Origin of the sequence: Pyrodictium delaneyi (assembly GCF_001412615.1) — an archaeon.
GTDB classification, from domain to species: Archaea; Thermoproteota; Thermoprotei_A; order Sulfolobales; family Pyrodictiaceae; genus Pyrodictium; species Pyrodictium delaneyi.
Map to the genome: position 1 here is coordinate 843,012 of NZ_CP013011.1, position 18,018 is coordinate 861,029.

The 18,018-nt window shown below is 61.7% G+C and carries 19 protein-coding genes; 6 read left to right on the top strand and 13 right to left on the bottom strand.

Going from position 1 to position 18,018, the window contains the following annotated elements; translation table 11 throughout:
• Nucleotides 1–22: 22 nt before the first annotated feature.
• From Pyrde_RS04310 to Pyrde_RS04330, 5 genes are all read right to left on the bottom strand, one after another.
• Nucleotides 23–523 (bottom strand): NUDIX hydrolase, encoded by a 501-nt coding sequence (locus Pyrde_RS04310; RefSeq protein ID WP_180385424.1) that lies wholly within the window; start codon nt 521–523, stop codon nt 23–25.
• Nucleotides 524–599: 76 nt separating this feature from the next.
• Entirely contained in the window at nt 600–845 is a 246-nt protein-coding gene (locus Pyrde_RS04315) for a hypothetical protein (protein ID WP_055408520.1), read from the bottom strand.
• A 187-nt stretch (nt 846–1,032) separates the two neighbouring features.
• A complete protein-coding gene (locus Pyrde_RS10825; protein WP_055408522.1) occupies nt 1,033–1,428 on the bottom strand; it encodes a toxin-antitoxin system TumE family protein in 396 nt (131 codons plus the stop codon).
• On the bottom strand, nt 1,391–1,657 hold the full coding sequence (locus Pyrde_RS04325) for a hypothetical protein (RefSeq protein WP_143522037.1): 267 nt from the start codon (nt 1,655–1,657) through the stop codon (nt 1,391–1,393). Before Pyrde_RS04325 ends, Pyrde_RS10825 begins: the two co-directional genes overlap by 38 nt.
• 218 nt (nt 1,658–1,875) lie before the next feature.
• Nucleotides 1,876–2,598 (bottom strand): hypothetical protein, encoded by a 723-nt coding sequence (locus tag Pyrde_RS04330; RefSeq protein ID WP_055408525.1) that lies wholly within the window; start codon nt 2,596–2,598, stop codon nt 1,876–1,878.
• Between the two features lie 280 nt (nt 2,599–2,878).
• Between Pyrde_RS04330 and Pyrde_RS04335 the strand changes: the two genes are divergently transcribed.
• From Pyrde_RS04335 to Pyrde_RS10835, 4 genes are all read left to right on the top strand, one after another.
• On the top strand, nt 2,879–3,136 hold the full coding sequence (locus Pyrde_RS04335; RefSeq protein WP_055408527.1) for an AbrB/MazE/SpoVT family DNA-binding domain-containing protein: 258 nt from the start codon (nt 2,879–2,881) through the stop codon (nt 3,134–3,136).
• Complete coding sequence (locus Pyrde_RS04340) at nt 3,118–3,534, top strand: type II toxin-antitoxin system VapC family toxin (protein WP_055408529.1); 417 nt, start codon at nt 3,118–3,120, stop codon at nt 3,532–3,534. Before Pyrde_RS04335 ends, Pyrde_RS04340 begins: the two co-directional genes overlap by 19 nt.
• 208 nt (nt 3,535–3,742) lie before the next feature.
• Nucleotides 3,743–3,904 (top strand): antitoxin family protein, encoded by a 162-nt coding sequence (locus Pyrde_RS10625; RefSeq protein WP_143522036.1) that lies wholly within the window; start codon nt 3,743–3,745, stop codon nt 3,902–3,904.
• A 190-nt stretch (nt 3,905–4,094) separates the two neighbouring features.
• Entirely contained in the window at nt 4,095–4,319 is a 225-nt protein-coding gene (locus tag Pyrde_RS10835; protein ID WP_055408531.1) for a PIN domain-containing protein, read from the top strand.
• A 77-nt stretch (nt 4,320–4,396) separates the two neighbouring features.
• Here Pyrde_RS10835 and Pyrde_RS10415 read toward each other — a convergent pair whose 3' ends face one another.
• The 7 genes from Pyrde_RS10415 to Pyrde_RS04380 form a co-directional block, all read right to left on the bottom strand.
• Entirely contained in the window at nt 4,397–4,843 is a 447-nt protein-coding gene (locus Pyrde_RS10415; protein WP_143522035.1) for a type II toxin-antitoxin system VapC family toxin, read from the bottom strand.
• An 18-nt stretch (nt 4,844–4,861) separates the two neighbouring features.
• Nucleotides 4,862–5,071: an antitoxin family protein gene (locus tag Pyrde_RS04355; protein ID WP_055408533.1), complete on the bottom strand. Its 210-nt coding sequence runs from the start codon at nt 5,069–5,071 to the stop codon at nt 4,862–4,864.
• 256 nt (nt 5,072–5,327) lie between these two features.
• Nucleotides 5,328–6,137, bottom strand: a complete 810-nt coding sequence (locus Pyrde_RS04360; RefSeq protein WP_156328007.1) for a hypothetical protein — start codon at nt 6,135–6,137, stop codon at nt 5,328–5,330.
• A gap of 172 nt (nt 6,138–6,309) precedes the next feature.
• The gene (locus Pyrde_RS04365) at nt 6,310–7,434 is read right to left on the bottom strand and encodes a hypothetical protein (RefSeq protein WP_055408537.1); all 1,125 of its coding nucleotides are present in this window, start codon (nt 7,432–7,434) and stop codon (nt 6,310–6,312) included.
• A 22-nt stretch (nt 7,435–7,456) separates the two neighbouring features.
• Nucleotides 7,457–7,807: a YraN family protein gene (locus tag Pyrde_RS04370; protein WP_055408539.1), complete on the bottom strand. Its 351-nt coding sequence runs from the start codon at nt 7,805–7,807 to the stop codon at nt 7,457–7,459.
• 75 nt (nt 7,808–7,882) lie between these two features.
• A complete protein-coding gene (locus Pyrde_RS04375) occupies nt 7,883–9,463 on the bottom strand; it encodes an AAA family ATPase (protein WP_055408541.1) in 1,581 nt (526 codons plus the stop codon).
• A gap of 20 nt (nt 9,464–9,483) precedes the next feature.
• A complete protein-coding gene (locus Pyrde_RS04380; RefSeq protein WP_055408543.1) occupies nt 9,484–11,307 on the bottom strand; it encodes a PD-(D/E)XK nuclease family protein in 1,824 nt (607 codons plus the stop codon).
• Between the two features lie 166 nt (nt 11,308–11,473).
• Between Pyrde_RS04380 and Pyrde_RS04385 the strand changes: the two genes are divergently transcribed.
• Nucleotides 11,474–14,128, top strand: coding sequence for a DUF1156 domain-containing protein (locus Pyrde_RS04385; RefSeq protein ID WP_055408545.1), 2,655 nt, complete (start codon nt 11,474–11,476; stop codon nt 14,126–14,128).
• Between the two features lie 62 nt (nt 14,129–14,190).
• Nucleotides 14,191–17,334 (top strand): DUF499 domain-containing protein, encoded by a 3,144-nt coding sequence (locus tag Pyrde_RS04390; protein WP_055408547.1) that lies wholly within the window; start codon nt 14,191–14,193, stop codon nt 17,332–17,334.
• Here the strand turns inward: Pyrde_RS04390 and Pyrde_RS04395 are convergent.
• A complete protein-coding gene (locus Pyrde_RS04395; protein WP_143522032.1) occupies nt 17,331–17,858 on the bottom strand; it encodes a hypothetical protein in 528 nt (175 codons plus the stop codon). The two genes, Pyrde_RS04390 and Pyrde_RS04395, sit on opposite strands and share 4 nt — an antisense overlap.
• Nucleotides 17,859–18,018 lie beyond the last annotated feature (160 nt).

The window sequence follows — 18,018 nt, forward strand, 5'->3', positions numbered from 1 at the left end:
CGGTGCCGGCCCGGGCCTAGGGTTATTCCTGGGCTCTCGGCTCCTCTTCCAGGGCCTCCGTCCTGATCGGTTTCAGCGTGCAGCTGCCCAGTATCTCCGGGAGCATTTCTAGGAGGACACGGGCGCCCGGCGTCAGGGGGAGCCTTAGGGCCTCCCTGTAGGGCACAAACCTGGCCTCCTCCGCGTCACTATCGCCCCTGGGCTCGCCCCGCAGGTACCTCATCAGCACGTCTATTATCACGTAGTGCTCCGGCAGGCCGCCAGGCCCCACCGCCACCAGCTCGTGGATATGCGCCACGCCGAGGGGCTCCGCCTCAACCCCAGTCTCCTCCAGCAGCTCCCGCCGAGCCGCCTCGAGTATCGTCTCCCCGGGCTCAAGGTGGCCGCCGGGGAGGCTCCACCGGCCAGGGAACGGTGGGTACCGGCGCCGCACCAGCAGAATCTCCAGCCCGTCACCGCTATCGCGGGGCACTATGGCGCCGACGCCCACCACAGGGCCCCGCACCGCCCGCCCAGGACGCACGCCAGGTGGCACCACAGTGGGAGAGAATGAGCCCCAGGGGGCTAGATAAGGAGCCCGGCCCACGCGCCCCAGGGGGCTACTCCTCCTCTAGGGGCTCCGCCCCTAGCACCTCCTCAGCTATAGCGTCAACCTCATCGCCGCGGGCCTCCCGGAACCGCTTAGAGAGCAGCTCACTCGCCTCCTTGTAGGCCTTCTCCAGCCTCTCCAAGGGTATGTATATCAGCTCCCCGTCCCCCGTCTCCAGGAACACCGCGAACCGCTTACGCCGGTAATCCACAGCCACGTGGAGGCAGGGCGGCTCCCCGCACTCATAGCCAGCCATACCAGCCCACCCCAGACCCAGCCCTAGGACGCCACCAGGCTATAGAAGAGTATAGCCTCCACTATCACACCCGCGCCGGGTATCCCTCGGTCAACAGTCCCGCTAGGGTCATGCGTTGGCATCCCTGCCGTCCGCTGACCATCCTGTAGAGCAGAGAACCCCTAGCCCCGGGGAGTGGTCCAAGACGCTACGGTATGTATTCTAGCACCTCCTCCAGTATGCTCCGGAGCGTTGGAGGAGCCGCTGGCACTACTTTGCCGTCTCCAGTATGTTTATGGTGTGGATGAGAAGGAACCTCCGGATGATGTGGCGCGTTATCATACCTAAATACGAGCTTACCATCGGGGTCGGCGTAATGATATCTGTACTTGAGCCTAGATATATCACTCTTCGAGACTACCACGTATTCTAGGAACTCTAGCTGCGACCCATCAACGAAGACTATTCTACCCCTAACAAGGCCCTCAGTTGGTGTAGCCTCTTCAACGCTTAGCTCGTAGTCAACAATTATATCCGTGAAGCTCTTCAGCGTCTCGGCAACCCAGTTAGCGTAGTCTCTGAAGCCTCTGTAGCTCCTTCTCAAGCTCCCTCAGCCTTTCCTCTATAACTCTCCTTGCTCTCAGATAGCTCCACCAAAGGAAGTAGTCCTCATCGTCACCTAGTTCGCCTCTCTCAAACTTCTCGAGAAACACGCTAGAACTCATACCGTACTTCTCTTCGAGCCGGCTGATCCGGGTCTCGTACATCCGTAGCTTAGCCCGTAGAAGCCTAGCCTCTCTCGCAAGCGCGTCGACTACTATGCCGACAGCCACACCCACAACACCTCTAGTATCAGGGAGGGCTCTGTACACAGCCCCTAGTTAGTTCCAAGGCCCAGGCCAGGGCAAAAAGCTGCCTCAGACTATCCAGAGCCCACGCACAATAGGCGAACACTCCACGAGCATAACCTCCTGGACAAATCCCCGCCAAGGAGCCGCCTGGGGTCACTCAGTCCCCAGGCACCCCTGCACCCCTGTAGCCCCTGGAGCACCTACACAGTACCAGCCTCCTCTCTTGCCGCGGCTTGGCCGCGAAGCCTCCTAGCCCCCAGCACCCCGAGCAGGGAGCCAGCGAGCCACAGGGCGTCGCCCAGTAGGGCCGAGGAGAAGCCCAGAGGGAGCCCAGCAAGCCAGAGGACTATACCGGCCCTTATCGGGCTGCCGCCGGGCTCGCCTCCCAGCCTCCACAGCGCCACAGTCTCCAGAGCCAGTCCGGCAAAGCCAGCCACGATACCGATAAGAGTCAACGCGAGCGCGGCGAACACGAACACGCCGGCAAAGACGCCGGCAGCAGAGGCTACACAGCCGGGGGAGGCAGCACACGACGCAGCCAAGACGAGCATGGCGCCGGCCAGCGTCACCGAGGCCAGACCAGCAATGACGAGCTTAGCGCCTGTCAGCCCCAGGCTGTAGCCCGGCCGGTAGAGCCTCAGCAAGCCGAACCCCTTCCAGAGAAAGTAGACCGGCAAAGCATAGACAGCCAGCAGCGCGAAACCCGCGAGAAACATCTCTAGGAGCGGCGGGTTCCCAGACGGCGCCCCCGGCCCCGGGGCCAGCAGGTCGCCCACGACAGCGCCTACAGCCCGGTGGGCGAGGCCCAGCCCGAGGCTCGCCAGGAAGTACTGGTACACGTAGCCGGCGCCCCGCCGGAGAAGCCCAGGCTCCCCAGCACCACCGGTAGGGCCGGTATCCACGGCGGGCAGCCCCAGCACCATACACGCCAGCAGGAAATATAAATATCAACAGCATATAGGGTAGCGCTGGCTCTTAGAGCCTAGGCGCTATCTGGCAGATTCTCCACCCGGGGGGACATCGGTAGGGTGTAGAGAAGTATTGTTATGGCTGTATAGCCGGCCGCCACACTGGTGACAACAGTCAGCCTAATCTTCTAGGTACGCCTCTATAGGCTAGTCTTCGTCTGCGCTCCTCGCCTCTCCAGGGCGGTGCCTAATTTTAGCGGCGCCTAGTGGGTAGGTAGAGTATGGTGGGACCACAGTGAGTAGTGGGACGATAGTCCGGCTTGACTCTAAGGGCCGGGTCACCCTACCCCTAGAGGTTAGGAGGAAGCTGGGGCTCCGTGAGGGCTCCCAGCTCCGGGTCCTCGTCGACGAGGAGAAGGGGAGGATAATAATCGAGAAAGCAGAGTCCATAGCCGAGAGGTACTACGGCGTATTCAGGCCCCGTAGACGCGTAGACGACGTAGAGGAGGAGATAGAGGAGGCGGTGTACAGGGCTTGGCTAGGAGATACATAGACGTAAACATCCTCGTCTACTGGCTCACCGGGCACCCAGAGTACGGCAGAAAAGCCCTAGAGTGGGTGAAGAGAGTAGAAGCCGCCACAAGAGGCACATACATAACAGCAAGCATCACCATCTACGAGCTCATAGTAGTCCTCGCACGGCTCACCGGGAGAAAACTCAGCGACAAGAGCCTCGTAGACAAGGTCCTCGAGGCGCTCAGCGGGCTACAGGGGCTACGAGTAGTCGAGACAACACAGCAAGACTACCTAGACGCAGCCCGCTACATGGAGGCCTACAGCCTAGACCTCGAAGACGCCCTACACCTAGCCGTCGCGCTACGACACAAAGCCGCCGAGATAGTGTCAAACGACACCGACTTCGACAAGACACCCCTCAAGCGCGTCTTCTAGACCGCAAGCCGGAAGGGCACACCCCGATACCCCTGGGGCCTGGCTATCAGCTGTGTCTTGCGGGTATAGTAGTCTGTCAGCCTTGCTGTCCTTGCCCGGGCTAGTGTCTGCCTCACACTCTCTATTACCTCAAGAAGCATGTGTTTATGCAGTTGTCCTCATAGCCATAGAGTATAGGGGCTCCCTGAGCAGCCTACAGGAGGAGACCGTGGCCAAGGCTATCTACGAGAAGGGCGTGCTAAGGCCCCTCCAGGATCTCGGCCTCCAGGAGGGGGAGGAGGTCGAGATAATCGTCCGCCGGAGGCCCAGCCTCAGGCAGGAGGACGTCGACCGGGTTATCGAGGAGATAGATGATGAAGGTATTCTTTGACTCCAACGTCCTCCTCGGTGCCTCGCCGGCGCCAGGGAGGCCAAGAAGCTTGTAGATATGGCTGAGCACGGCGAATGGGAGGACTATGTGAACGATATCGTGGTCAGCGAAGTCGTCTACGGCTACCCGAGACTAGCCCTCAACGTCTCCAGGTACAAGCCCTAGAGACTACATAGCCAAGCACATAGACGTGGTCGAGGAGCTGCTAGAGCAGGACGTCTACCCACTATTCACGAGCTTCAGGCACATCCCGACCAATGCTGGAGTAGACATGATAGTAGAGTACATGACCAGCTACAGGCTATTGCCAAACGACGCGCTGATAGCCGCGACGTGCCGGAGCCACGGTATAGAGGCGATAGCCACCTTCGACGAGGACTTCAAGCAGATACCATGGCTCAAGGTGATACCATAGCCCGGGGGAGACACCCCGGAGCCAGCACGTATCTCTGCTCCGCGCCTCGGCGAGGAGCCTCAGGGAGCAAGCTTGTTTCACGAGATTACCTTCAGCCACGGCACCCTCCTGAAGTCCCCGTCAAACGTCAGGATAGTGTCTATGCCGTAGTGCCTACATGTAAGGGCTATTATAGCGTCGCTTGGCGTCAGATTATAGTTTTTCATGACCTCTAGTAGTTCGCTTGGCTCTGCATGATCTCTTAGAACCGTAATACCGAGTTCCCGGAGCATTTCCACGTATTCCTCTAGCTTATCAGCTGCGAAGCCCAGCCCCTTCTCTCTTATATGCTCCTTCAGCCTGTCAAGCCTCCTAATCCCCAGCCTGACCCTGGCTAGACGACGTATTATGACGAACTCGACCTCATTGATTATCCCTACTGTCACTGCTAAGTCCGGGTGAGATGCTAGAAGGAGCTCTGCTTCATCGGCTCTCTCCCCTTCAAGCAGGTAGTGTATGAATACGTTCGAGTCAACCAGCTTCAACCCTTACCCCCACGGAGCCTAGAGGCGCTCGAACTCCGCCTCAAGCAGTAGCTCCTCTATCTCCTCCCTACTCGCCCTGCCAAGCATCCCCCTATACTTCCGTAGACGTCTAACCCTATCCTCAAACCTCTCCAGGCGGACGAAAACCTCCTCACCCTCTTCCAGGTCCACATCGTCTAGCAGCTTGAGGACACCACCCTCATACCTAGCCCTTACAACCCTGGACAAGGCCAGCCCACCCAAACCAGTTGACCAGTGCATGCCCTAATTACCACTCGCTACTAGACCCCCTAGCGCTACGCAGCAGTAGTTCTAGACGCCAACGCGGCCATAGCAGCTCTGGTAAAAAGGGGCAACGATTCAACCGCTACACCGCATCCCCCGGCTCCAAGGACTCTACCCCTCCCCCTACCCCAGAAAACTCGGCCCTCCGGCAGCCCCGCACTCCGTAGTAGCCTCACATCCCTGAACCCTAGGCCTGGGCTTAGGGCCCAAGGCCCAGGTACTCTTGGAGCGAATGTATTATCCTATCTGGATTGGCTACGTTCTCTTCTATGATCTCGTGTATCTTATGCCTTAGCTGCCAGTGGGAGAGACTCATAGAGTACTCGAGCGCGGCATAGCCGCCGTACTCCAGGATTACGCGGGCCAGCCCCGTAGAGGTAAACACCTTACCCACGACTTTGAACGCGAGGCCATATGTAGGGTCGAGCCGTATAAGCACAATGTCGAGCACCAGCCTCGTCAAGTTCCCGTAAAACCAGCTCCACGCCCAGCCACTATCATACATCAGTACTAGATTTGCCGCTCTCACCAGACCGTTATAGTCCCTCGCCAAGCCGCACAGGGTCTGCAAGGCCTCCACGGAGCCACGTCCAGCAGAGTCCATCAGCCCCCTAATCTCCCGGTAAGACAGGTAGGGCAAGCGTACACCCAGATCCTTCTCCAGGCCCTCTACCAGATTCCTATACTCGTTCAAAACCTCGTAAACCCTATCATAGCCGCCCCCGGCAGCAGCGATAGCATCATGCATACTACACTCCGGCAGCAACGGCAGCCCCGCAAAACCACTCGCCAGCACACGTGTTACCCCATCATACCCATAGCGGGACGCAGCGCTGTAAACCGACCCAATATAATACGACAGGGCACTGCCATAGCTATGCTGACCCAGAACCAGATCCCTAACCGAGTTAACTAGAGTAGCCTGGCTATCAACTATCATAATTGTTGTAACTATTACCAGAACCAGCACCAGAAAGACCATGAGTACCAGCAGCACATTACTACTCATCTACAATGCCCCATACGTAGCAGAACATCAGTATTACCATAACTATGCTACTAACTACCTTCAAACTAGAAGCCAGAAATCAACATCCTTGGCCTTCTACAAGACACAACCCCTAATGGAGGAATCCACAGAGGATAGGCCCAGAGCCAGCGGCCCAGGGGCTAAGCAGCAGCTACCTGCGGCTCCGGAGGACTAGTAGGTAGAGCCTCCTGCCCGGCCGGAACCTCTCGCCGAGCGGCTTCGTCTCCGCTTGTAGGCCGTACTCCCTGGCTAGCCTCGCGAGGGCCTCGTGGACCGGGATGTATGCTCCGCCGAGTATGCTGTCCCCGATGGTGTACCATGCCTGCCACTCTAGCCTCCCGGCTAGAAGCTCGATGTGCCTCTCCATGGCGTGGAAGTACTGGAGGAGGAAGCGGCGGTAGCCGCGGGCCCTGCTCCCCCTTATCCTAGAGGCTAGCTCGCGGAGCCAGGGATGCCGTGTCTCCTGTTTCCAGGCCCTGGCGGCTGCCTCGCATGCCGGCATCTGTATGCCTCGGAGCCAGCCGAGGTCCTCGCTGCCGTGGGCCAGGCCGGCCCAGAGTAGCTCGAGCATGGTGTGTCTCACGTAGTCCAGGTTGTTGGCGAAGGGCGGGCTCGTCAGCAGCCCACAGATCCTCCCTGGGAGCCACGCGGTGGAGTCACCCCATACGAGGTCCACTGGGCCGCAGAACCGGTGGCCACGGAGGTCCCCGACGGCCCCGCGGAGGGCCTCCGCGAAGCCCTGGTACACATCGTGCCTTGTGGCCTCTACTGTTCCCCGGCGGAACCTGGGAGCCGGGCTGCGGCGGAGCAGGCTATACTCGCCTGCCACCCGGCCGAGGACCGCTAGTAGGAGGGGCCTCCAGTCCCGGGGTGCTTCTTCTACGAGGCGGCGGAGGCGGCCGAGAGCAGTGAGCACCTCCCGTGGGTGGTACCGTTCTAGCCTGGGGCTCGGCACTAGGGGCTCCAGCTCCTCCACCGAGCCAAGCCGCTCCAGGGTCCAGTTGAGTACCGCGTCGTAGTCGAGGGGCCTGGTCTTCGCGGCTACGAGGATGAGGCTCCACGGGTCGGCGTCTACGCCTAGGAAGGAGAAGCACCTCTTCTGCGCCTCGACTGCTACCACGCCGCTCCCCACGAACGGGTCTACGATGCCCCGGCAGCCCGCCTCCCTCGCGGCCTGCATGAACTCTTCTACGAGGCTTGGGCTGAGCCCGTGCTCGGTGTACACGCCGATACGGTGAACCGCGATACTGCGCCAAGGGTTAGCCAGAGCAGGCAACCCGGCCCTCCTCTAAGCGCTTCTAGAGCCAGTCGTAGTAGCCGTACCTGACTCTCCGGATCTTCACGCCTAGCTGCCTGGCGAGCCTCTGTGCTGCGGTAGTTATCCCTGTCTCGTAGGAAAGCACTAGCACTGGTATGGCCCTCGCCCTCCCGGCCTTCCTGGCTAGTTTCTCTACCTCGCTCCTGGTCACAGGTTTCGAGGGGCGGTGCTTGACCTCGAACACGTACCTCCTCCCCGCGTGCCACGCCACTATGTCTATCTCCCCGTAGCTCCTAACGATATTCCTCTCTATGCCATAGTAGCCCTTGGACTCTAGCAGCCTGGCCACGAAGGACTCGTAGCCGCTCCCGCGCCCCCTCCGGCGGGGCATTCCCGCCACCCTAGGGGGAGCTGAAGCACGGACATGCAGCCGTGGCCCTGGGAGATGCTCGCTGAGGGGAGTGTGCTAGGCTAGCCTTACCCGGACGGCGTCTCCCTGCTCGGCTAGCTCCTGCATCTTCTGGGCTGTACGTGATAGCCTACGGCCAGCCCAGCTGCCCCCAGCCCTGGCGAGTTTGCCTACGGCGCCTATGACGACCATTAGCTTGTGGTGGCGGCTGAGCTGGACGTTCAGCACCTGGGGCTCGTTGTAGTACATTGTCTGGTAGAAGTTGTCGTCTACCCAGGGGTCGTAGTCGCTGCGCCCGCTATACTCCTTGCCGAGTATCGCCACTACTGCGTCTGCCTCGCCGCCTATAACGGCCTGGACCGTGGCTGAGAGCGGCGGGTCGAAGTACTGGCCATAGTTGTGCTTGAAGTTGAAGGCTACGTTGGTGACTATGTCGCTGTACGGGGCTATAACCATCGTAGAGGGCTCCGCGTAGCTCCCCAGCTCGCGGGCAGCCTTGGCGTAGGCCTGTAGTATGAGGGAGACCTCGAGCCCCAGTTTGGTCCTCCTCTTGTCATAGGTGGACGCCGTCCTCGAGGCGCTGAACTCGCCTGTCTCGACTACTACGAGGGGCTTCTCCGAGGTGACGGCCTCGTACACCGCGTTGAAGAGCCTGTCCAGCTCGGTACTCCAGGAGACAGTGCTGCGCAGCATCCGCTCTACCCGGGTCCTCGCGTCCTCGAATAGCTCGCGGAGGCTGCGTAGCCTCCAGTGTGCCGGCTCGTAGGCGCGTAGCCTGTCGTCGTAGAACCCGTGGCTTATCGGCTGCTCGCTGGGCCCGGGGAGCCTGTACGTGGTGTCGAGCATCACGAAGTTGTCGCGCTCTAGGCCGTGCTGGCGCACCAGGTGCATGACCTTGTTCATCAGTAGGCTTACCCTCTGGGCGCGGAACGCCTCCGGTACCGTTATCGCCTGCTCCGGGTCGCCGAGGGCGACGAGCGAGGCCGGGTAGTCGCTGTACCTCATTATAGCGTCGGCTATGCTTATGAAGGCCCGGTAGTAGGGGCTCTTACTAGCCTCGTCCACCACCAGGTGTATCCTGCCCGGCTTGCTCGTGAAGCGGCCGCTCACCCTCTGGTACTCCGTCGCGAACACTATCCGGACCACGCTGGGGTCCACGGGCCCGTAGACCATGCTCTTCAGCGCCGTCTCGCTCGGCGGGCTCTCGTCCACCCCCTTTGCCCGGAACACCTTCTCGCAGTCCCTGACCGTCACCTTGGAGCCGTAGACGCGGGCACGGTCCACGATGTCCCGGAGCGTGTAGCCCCGTGCTAGGAGCGCGGCAGCAACCCTCTCAAACGCCTGCGCAGCCAGGTGGTTCGTAGGGGCAACATATATCACCAGCTCATCCAGCATATCGTCAAGCATGTCGGCCATGTGGTCGTGCACGAAGCTCTCGACTACGCTAGTCTTGCCCGTCCCCGGCGGCCCCTGGACGCCGCCCAGCGGCGCCTTAGCCGAGCCCTTCATCACCCGGACCAGTATGTCCACCGCCTTCTGCTGGCTACTGTTCAGCCGGAGGACGCGCCTACCAGACCTAGCCTCCTCGGCGCGCCTCCACGCCTCGGCGAGCAGCTCGCAGACATTGTAGCGGGCCATCCCCGGCGCACCCCGTCGGGCTATATCCTCACGCCGCCGAAGAGCAGGGCTAGCATGTCCTCGGCCTCCAGCTGCTCCTCCCTACCCAGCCTCTCCAGCGCCTCAGCACCCCTCCTCACAGTGCCCATTTCCGCCGCCGTTACGCCCAGCAGCTCTAGCTGGGTCAGCTCCACGTTCACCTCGAGCGCCACAACGCCGTGGAACACTTCGGGGCTCGTCTCGGCCAGGTGCTCGAGCAGCGCCGGGTATATCCTGGAGAGCTTGTTGGCAGGCGCGACCCTCACGTAGACCCGGTCGGCCCCCTCGTCGTACTCCACGCTGCTGACAGAGCCGTGGAAGCTTGCCCGGAGAAGCGGGTCACGTACATGCCCCTCGTTGAGGAACACCGCCGCCGGCTTGCCCTCCCGCAGGGTGAAGAGGTGCATGTTCTCCCGCTCCCAGCGGAGCGGCGGCCTCGCCAGCACCAGCTCGCCGCCATCAACCCAGGCCTCGTCGAACAGGTCCACCCTGGAGCCGTCGGGCAGCACCCGGTTGACCAGCCTGCCGCGTATCCAGTCCATGCCGCTGCCGTACCTCAGTGCTAGGTCCCTGAAGTGCTTGTACGGGGCGAGCGCGTTCTCGCGGTGAGCGTATATCGCGAACCGGGCCCTCCAGGACTCGCTGCGGAAGGCCTTGAAGTCCGCGTAGCGGGGGTCCCGGCCGCTACTGAGGTAGTAGACGCAGGCCTCCCGGACGTTGTCCGGGCACAGCTTGCAGGGCCAGCGGAGCTCCTCGCGCAGCGGGCTACCCATGGGGAGCCGTACCCTGTCCCCGTCCAGCACCAGCTCGGGGACGAGGCGGAACACCGGCCTCCTCTTACCGCCCCTAGTCACGACGCTGCATATCTCCTCCACGTTGCGCGCATACTTGAGGTGCTCCCGCAGGTCGGTGACAGAGAGCGTGAGGTGCTCCGCCGCCAGCACCAGCCCCGCCATGAGCCTCCGCAGCTCGTGGTAGTCGCAGCCGCCCCGCCCGCCGATGCACAGCCGGGGGTGCTTCACGTAGACCCTCGAAGCCCTCCCCGTAGGCGAGGGCCTCACAACACCAGGCACGACGCGGGCGCCCCTGCCGTCCGGCCCCTCCCCGAGCACGGCGGAGACGTAGCTCTCGAACCCGTCCCCGGCGAGGCCCAGCCGCTCCGCCTCAAGCATAGCGTAGACATACGCCTGCGCTATGTCCACCTTGGTGACCTGGGCCGTCCTCCCCTCCCCAGGGCTATACGACTTCCACTCGATCACCGCAGCGTACCTGCCCACCGGGTCCTCCACGACAACATCGGCGACCCCCCAGACGTGGAGACGATAGCTCATAAACTGGTGCTCAGCAAGCACCCGGCTCCTCGCAAGAGCCTCCTCCGCCTCATCGCCCGCCAGAGCACGGAACGCAGTCTCCACGAACTCCACGCCAGCCCGGGCAAGCTCCTCCGAGGTCCGGATTATCTCGTCCTCCCGCGACTGGTCAATCTTCTCAACATCAAGAACCCCATCAGACTTAAGCCGGCCAAACGCCTCCTCCACAAGCCCACCGTAGTCGACACTACCCCCGCCCACATGCTCCCGCAGCGCCCGGGGAAACACCAGGGCAAGAACCAGGTGGACAGCCTCACCCTTACCAGGCAGCACCGAGTGATAGAACCCACGAACACCCATCGTCTCCCCGAGACGCGCCATAAACACGCACTGCGCAGCAGCAGTAGCAACACTCCGGGCCTTCACAAGGTGCGCAGTAGCCCCGAGAAGACGGCCACCATCCTCCCCACAGCCAGGCCGACCGGTCGCCTCCACAAAGAACCTCTCAACAAGCAAGACACGAGGCCCCATATAGCACACGCCGCGCCATAAAACCCAGTATTAAATACAGCGCAACAACACATCTACACAACAAGCCAAAACACCCCGGCCACCGGCTACCAAGAAACGCAGAACATATATAACAATCAAGACCCACCGCGGGCACAAGGGCAACAACACCTTGGAGCCGCTCATAGCACACTACTACCCAACCAAAGAAGCCGGAGAAGAGTCACAAAGAGAACGAGGGACAAGAATACCGCCACCGCTCTTCTATCTCCATCTCTGGTGGGCGCGCCGCCCCCTAGCAGCAAGTCGCGCCACAGTCGCAGCCCTCGCAGTAGACACCAACAAGCCACCCGACAAGAGGTTCGTAGAAGAGCTCCTCCAAGCCATCAAGCTCGTGCCAGGGCTCCCCCGGCCAGCGTACAACTACAGCCCGGACCGGGAATGGATAGCCAGGCACAGCCGCGTAAAGGAGGCCACGCTCCTAGACCCCTTCGCCGGGGGCGGTAGCATCCCCCTCGAAGCCCTCCGCCTAGGATTCAAGAAGGTAGTGGCAGTCGAGTACAACCCCGTAGCCTACATCATACTCAAAGCAACCCTCGAGTACCCCCTCCGCTACGGCAAGAAGCTGGTAAAAGACGTAGAGTACTGGGCCAAGTGGCTAGTAGAGAACGTCCGCCGCGAGCTAGCCCCCTACTACCCACCACACCCCAAGGGACGACCCACAAACTACATCTGGGTAAGAGTCTACACATGCCCCGACGGCAAAAAGGTACCAAGCCTCAGCAACCCCATACTCTCAAAAGACAACAAGATAGCGCTAAAGCTGGAAGGCTTCGACGAGGAAGGCAACCCAATACTAAGGGTAGTAAATGTAAACGATGTAAGTAAGGCTAAGGAGCAGTACGCCACTATACGCCGCAAGAAGCTACGCTGCCCCACAGCCACCCTCGACTCCAAGGAGCTCCAACGCCAGTACCAAGAAGCCATGAAGCAGTGGGAGGAAGAAGGACGCTACGGCTACCACCCAGCAGTCCTAGCAGCCGTCAAGCTAGAAGACGGCAGCTACGCAGAGCCCACACAAGAGATGATAGAAGCATATCGAAAAGCTGAACAGTACCTTCGAGAGCACTGGGACGAGCTGTTAGCGGAAGACCTCATCCCGGCAGAGCAGATTCCCGAGGGCGAGAAGACCCGCGAAGTACTACTACGCGGCATAGACAAGTTCTACAAACTCTTCAATGCACGCCAGCTGCTAGTCCATGCGATAGTAGTGAAGTACATTAGAGAAGCCTACCAAGAAATGCTGAACAAGGGCTACGACGAGGACTATGCAAAGGCGGTTGTAACCTATCTTGCTCTCGGTCACGGTAAGCTTTTAGACTATAGCTCTACTATGACCATGTGGCATATTAAAGGAGTAATAGGTCACACATTTGCTCGTCATGCGTACACATTTGGTAACGACTTTGCCGAAGGCGACATTATTCCTGGCAATAAGCAGGGGGATCTACTGAGCTGGGTGTTCTTTAGCAATACGGGTATCGTGAAGGCTTTGGAGCGTATTGTTGGCCTCCTCGAGGGTGCTAGCGGTGAGGTTGAGGTTGTTCTTGGTGATGCTGCTGATCCTGCTACCTATGCTGGAGTCGATGGTATAGACTTTGTTGTTGCTGATCCGCCGTATTACGATAATGTGCAGTATGGTGAGCTTAGTGACTTCTTCTATGTCTGGTTTAAGCGTAGCCTTGGCGAGTTGTATCCGGAGGCGTTTGTCTGGGATACTGTGCCTAAGGATTCTGAGATTGTTGTTAACCGTGCTCGTGGGAGGGATGGGGCGTGGTTTGAGTCGAGGCTTCGGGCGGTGTTTGAGCTTGTGAGGGAGCAGGGTGCTGGGAGGCTTGCTGTGATGTATGCTCACCGGAGCAGTGAGGGCCTCTACGCGATGTTTGGGGCGCTTCTTGGGGCTGGCTGGAAGCCTGTTGGCGTGTGGGGCGTTGCTGCGGAGCAGCCTCGTAGCCAGCATATTGTGGGCAAGGCTGCTGCCCGGAGCATGCTTGTCATAGGCGCTGTGCCCCGTAGTGGCGGCTCTGGGTGTTTCTGGGATGCGCGGCTGCAGCGCCGTGTCGAAGAGGCCGTTGAGGCCGCTGTGAGGGAGACGCTAGGGCTCGGGCTTGGCCTTGTCGACGCGGTCTTGGCTGGTGTTGGTGCCGCGTTTCGTGTTGCTGGGGAGTGCTGGCCTCTCCAGAGGCTCGAGGGCGGCGTGGTCGGTGTCAGGGAGGTGGTTGACCTTGCTAGCCGTGTTGCGAGCCGTGCTGTGACCCGGGAGGTGCTGCGGGCTGAGATCGACCCATTGTCGACCATGTACTTCCTCGCCAGGGTCGTGTACGGCGAGCCGGAGTACGACGAGCTTAGGCGGCTGGGCTATGCTGCTGGGCTGAGCCACGAGGTGTTCATAGAGAGGTTCACCAAGGGATCGAGGACGAGCCGTGGCCGGAAGGTGTACCCGCTGAAGAGGCTCGACGAGATAGACGCTGTGCTGAGGCCGGGCTCGCTGGTGGAGGCTCTGGCTGTCGCCGTGCGGAGGTTCCTCGTGGCTGGCGTGGAGGAGGCTTTGGAGGCGCTGCGTGAGGCCGGCTATGGGCTCGACACGGCTGTGTGCCGGTACGTGGAGGCGCTTATGGCTGACAGCGAGGGCGGCGAGAAGAAGGCGCTTCAGGGTATCTACGCGGCCTGTGTGCAGCGTGGCCTGGCCGGCGGCCGCGGCGGCAGAGGCCCGGGCGAGGGCTCCGGCGGCCAGCGCACGCTCGTCGAGTTCCTGGGCAGAAGGTAGCGCCCCGTGTACCGCCTAGCCTTGTGCGTGTTGTGGCCTGGTGCTAGTCGGGGTGGCTTGTCTTGGCTGGTGGGCGTGCTGGCTGGGTCCCGTTTGAGGAGATCCGGGAGGGGCATATCACGGATAGTAGCTTCGTGGTGCAGCTCTGGTATGTGCACCGTGGCTGCCCGGGTGGCGGCTGGAGCTGCGTTGATGAGCGCTACCGTGACCCGGTGAAGTTCTTTGACCGTACCTACTTCTCTGAGGGGCTGCGGCAGGTCCTCGGCAACGTGGTGCGGAGGCTGGTCTACGGGGGCGAGGGTAACGCTGTTGTGCTCCTGCACACCGGGTTTGGCGGGGGTAAGTCGCACACGCTTCTCTCGATATACCACGTTGCCCGGGGGCTCGGGGAGGCGGCTAGGAGCCGCCGGCTCCGGGAGTTCCTGCACGAGGTGGGCGTCGAGCCGGGGGAGGCGGGCTTCCGCTCGGCGGTAGCGGTGTTCGACGGGGCTGCTGTGGACCCGGTGCGGCTACGCGATGTCTATGGGGCGCCTAACGCCTGGGTGTTTATCCTCGAGGAGCTTGTCCGCTCGGCAGGCGCCAGCGAGCTGGCTAGACGTGTGGCTCGTTACCGGAGGGCTGCGCCGGGCAGCGAGGAGATTGGCGAGATTCTTGCCCGGCTCGAGGGGGCCGGGGTCAGGCCGGTTATACTCATCGACGAAATAGCGATGTATCTCCGGAACCTGGAGGTGCGTGGCGACGAGGAGGCTCGGCGCGAGGCCGAGGGCCTTAGGATATTCCTCCACAACCTCGCCGTGGCAGTGTCGAACTCCAGGTACGCTGTGCTGGCTATCGCTACACCGCAGCAGTACGAGGGGGAGTCCCAGCAGGTGATAGCCACTCTCTCGGACGTGAAGAGGGTAGCCATGCCGACCTCCATTGTGGGCCGGGGCGATGCTGCTGCTGTGCTCCGGGCTGCTCTCCTAGAGGAGGTGGACGAGGCCGCTGCCGCCGCTGTGGCTGAGAAGTATGCGAGGCTCTACGAGGGGGAGCGGGACCGGTTCCCCGTGGACGCCTCTATGCCGGAGTACCGGCGGCGGATGGCCTCGAGCTACCCGTTCCACCCGTTCCTGGTGGACGTGCTCTATGGGGAGCTTGCGGAGGTCCCTGGGTTCCAGGGTACGCGCGACATACTGCGTATCGTGGCGTGGGCGCTGTACTGGAGGAGCCGGGGCGGCGACACCTACGATATGCTTGTCCTAGGCGACCTGGACGCCACCAGGAGGGAGATACTAGACGAGCTCCTCACCAGGAACGAGCTCCTGAAGAAGCTCCGCAATGCCGTGTCCTACGACGTGGAGGTCATAGAGGAGATTGACGAGAAGCTGGCCCGCGAGGGACTGCCACGCGTCGCCTCGCTCACCTACTCGGCCGTACTAGTAAGGAGCGCTGCTGGCAAGCCCTCCCGGCCCGAGGAGGTAGCGCTGGGCGCCGTCACACCGGTCCGCGGCGTCACTGTGCAGCTCGTCCAGCACATGCTGGAGAGCGAGCTCCTAAGGAAGACCGCGCACCTCCACCGCATCGACCGGGGCGGCGAGACACTGTACATGGTCAAGTCCCGCGCCAACATCTACATGCTGGTCCACCGTATAGCGGGCGAGATACTGGCTAGGAGCAGGGACCGTGTGCTAGAGAGGCTCCGCAGGGAGATAGGGAAGATAGCGAAGCCCACGGCTGAGTGCAGGATAGTTGTCTGGCCCCGGCACCCCGGCCAGGTGGAGGACACGCCGAGGATTAAGCTGGTGCTCCTGGACCCAGAGGAGCCAGCCGTAGCCGCGGGCGGGGGCAGGCTCCTCGGCCTCCTAGAGAGGTTCACCATGTACAGCCAGGCAGGCGCCGGAGCCGCCTACCGGAAGCACCGGAACACCGTGCTCTACCTGGTCCCGGATATGAGGCTCTACCAGCAGCTACTCCAGAGCATAGCCAGGCTCATGGCTGTCGAGAGACTGATGCAGCCAGAGCAGAAGCAGTACTACGGCCTAGAGAAGGCCGACGAGGACGAGCTGAACAGGATGAGGAACGAGCTGCTGGACGAGATCGCCTCTGACACTGCTGCACTCTACGCGACGCTCTACTACCCGCTCGAAGCCCGGCCCGACGGCAGCGTGGTCTTCGACAAAGCCGAGCTAGACCCCTCCAAGATCCGGGGCAGCGGCCTCTGGCAGACAGTGCGGGAGAAGCTACGCGAGATAGGCAAACTAGCCACGGACGTGCCCGAGGAGTACGTGCTAACCGAGATACTAGCCAAGAGGTATAACGCGCTACGCCGCCCACTAGGCGTCGACGAGATAGCCTCAGCGTTCACCGAGGACCCCAGCAGCGTACTACTCATAGACCCGGAGAAGGTTGTACGGGAGAAGCTAGCCAGCCTCGTAGAGCGCGGCAGACTGGTAGCCCTCACCCCCAGCGGCCCCGTCTGCATGAAGAGGCCCGCGCTAGCCAGCAAGGACGTACGCTTCGCGCCCTGCAGCTCCCCAGAGGCCCGCCAGAGCTGCGTAGTGGAGACCGGGGATGAGGGCCTCGAGTGCCGCCCCAAGCCCCCGCAGGACTGCAGAAGCCCCGTATGGGACACCGAGACCAGAACCTGGAAGTGCACCGAGCAAGCCGAGCCAGGAGAGGAGACAGGAGAAACAGAGGAGACCGGCCGAGAGATAGGCAGAGCCGTAGCCGAGCCCCCGAGGCAGCCGGCGAGGCCGTGGACGCTGAGCTATCGGGGCATCAACCCGTACCAGCTCCGCGAGGAGCTGCTGAAGACAGACCGGCTAGAGGAGCCCGTGGAGGCCATTAGCCTCCGGCTAGTACTGAGCGGCGGGGTGGACCAGCAGCTCGTCTCCGGGCTAAAGATATTACTACAGGCCGTGAAGGACATGGCGTCCCGGGGGAGCGGCTACTCCCTAAACGCCCGGGCCGTGGTGAGGTCAGAGAGCAGGGTATCAAGCGTGACCATAGACGCTGAGACTGCTAGCATAGAGCAGCTCTACAGGATCCTAGACGTAGCTAGGAGCCTGGGAGGCATAGCCGAGGTGCGGCTCGACATAGACCTAAGGAGGCGGGAGGGCAAGCCCCTACTACTCCGCGACGTAGCTGACGCGCTGAACCGCAGGATGCTGGCCAAGTACCCCGGCCTACAGCTAGAGGACGTGTACATAGAGCTCTCACGGGGCTAGACAAACGCCTCCCAGCACACTCCTATTTTCCTCGAGACGAGGGTCACGAGCCAGGACCACTCCCCCGGGGGCTTGAGGGGGAGCGCCTCCTCGCCGCCCGCCTCCTCGACGAGCCGGGCGAGCCCCGGGAGCACGAGCACCACGCGCGTGCGCTGCGGCAGGCTACGGATAGTCCAGAAGACTAGCAGCCGCCACCACCGGTCACCCAGGTCAGCACCGTCGAGCAGCAGCACCACCGTGCCAGCACCGGGGCAGCCACCCTTGCACAGCAGCCCAGCAGCCTCGGCCACACCCAGCTCCAGGTAGCCGCCGGGGTCGCCACCCGCCTCGTCCCGGGCATCCTCGAGCGAGCCACAAACGAGCACACTACGCGGCCGCGAACCAGGCCGGAGACACATCACAAGATCCCGCACATCACCCACACTACTGTCCACGCCCCGGCCACGCCGAGGCCCCCCAGGCCTAGCTGGCTTGGCAAGCCCTACAGCCCTCAGGTATTCGTCTAGCGTTCGCTGAGCAGCCACCTGCCAGCCCCACAACGCAGCTTCCGAATGAGGCGTGAACACCCGCCTCTGCGATAGTAACACCATGCACGTCTAGAGACACAACTCCTGAACAGAATAGCATCATAGAGATAATAGAACCCGAACCTAGAATGGGCAAAGTGTGTAGTCTCCCTAAGGA